This window comes from Chryseobacterium edaphi (genome assembly GCF_025628985.1).
In the GTDB taxonomy this organism is placed as follows: domain Bacteria; phylum Bacteroidota; class Bacteroidia; order Flavobacteriales; family Weeksellaceae; genus Chryseobacterium; species Chryseobacterium edaphi.
Genome location: NZ_JAOTEM010000012.1, coordinates 1 through 1033, shown reverse-complemented (window position 1 = coordinate 1033; position 1033 = coordinate 1). Strand labels below are relative to the sequence as shown.

The following is a 1033-nucleotide window of genomic DNA, read 5'->3' as shown; positions in this document are numbered from 1 at the left end:
ATTTAACCTTAAAATATATTATTATGTCATTTAAAGCAAAGTTCAAATCTTCGGGTATTGAGCGCAACATTTTGGCTGTAGATTTCGGAATGCTACAGGAAACCGACCCAACAGGAAGACCATCTTCTGTAACGCGAGGCGGAAAAATTCACATTACAGTAGAGGGGACAGGAGCCACAGATCTTTTTGAGTGGATGACCAATTCGTTTGAAAGAAAAGACGGAAGCCTTGTTTTCATTAAAAGGGACAGCGATGCAACACTGAAGGAGCTCAAATTCAAAGAAGCTTATATTGTAAAATATAAAGAAGATTTTGATTCTACCGGAGAAAACCCTCTGACCGAGACTTTTACGCTTTCTGCGAAAGAAATCGAGATGGGTAATGCGTCTCACAAAAACGAGTGGGTGTAACCTGAAACACTCAAAAAAATCATTTATTTTCATCGGTATTATTTTATTTAAACGATTCTATATTGAATAGTTAGGGATTAAGATTATTATTTAAAATAATGTTTTTCAATTTCCTAATCCGATGGATAAATGCTTTTAAAACAACAATTAATTACAGTATTTAACACAAAAAAAGAAAATTATGTCATTTAAAGCAAAATTCAAAGTAGCAGGAAAAGAATTTACTGCACTAAACGTAACCTACGGGTTATTCCAGGAAACCGATGCAACGGGAAGACCGTCAACAGTAACAAGAGGCGGTAAAATTGATGTCGTGGTAGAAGGTACCAACTCAACGGAACTTTTCGAGTGGATGACCAACTCGTTCGAGAGAAAAGACGGAAGTGTAGTTTTTTACAAGAGAGACAGTGACGCTACATTGAAGGAGTTGAAATTTACTGAAGGATATTTGGTAAAACACAAAGAAAACTTCGATTCTACAGGTGAAAATCCTTTAACGGAAACCTTCACGATCTCTGCAAGAAAAATCGAAATGGGAAGTGGTGCTTATGAAAATGAGTGGCCTGGTTCACTTTAAATTAATATGGATGGGCAATAAAGCATTGCCCATTTTTTAGTTTTTC

2 protein-coding genes are annotated in these 1033 nt (G+C 36.0%); both read left to right on the top strand.

Features of this window, described 5'->3' with window-relative positions; translation table 11 throughout:
- Window positions 1-23 precede the first annotated feature (23 nt).
- Window positions 24-410, top strand: coding sequence for a type VI secretion system tube protein TssD (gene tssD, locus NZ698_RS19445; RefSeq protein ID WP_263004941.1), 387 nt, complete (start codon window positions 24-26; stop codon window positions 408-410).
- A gap of 181 nt (window positions 411-591) precedes the next feature.
- On the top strand, window positions 592-987 hold the full coding sequence (tssD, locus tag NZ698_RS19440; RefSeq protein ID WP_263004939.1) for a type VI secretion system tube protein TssD: 396 nt from the start codon (window positions 592-594) through the stop codon (window positions 985-987).
- Window positions 988-1033 lie beyond the last annotated feature (46 nt).

Bases quoted from the DNA above. Each gene is read 5' to 3' on its own strand.
- tssD (WP_263004941.1), top strand. From the start codon at position 24: ATGTCATTTAAAGCAAAGTTCAAATCTTCGGGTATTGAGCGCAACATT.
- tssD (WP_263004939.1), top strand. From the start codon at position 592: ATGTCATTTAAAGCAAAATTCAAAGTAGCAGGAAAAGAATTTACTGCA.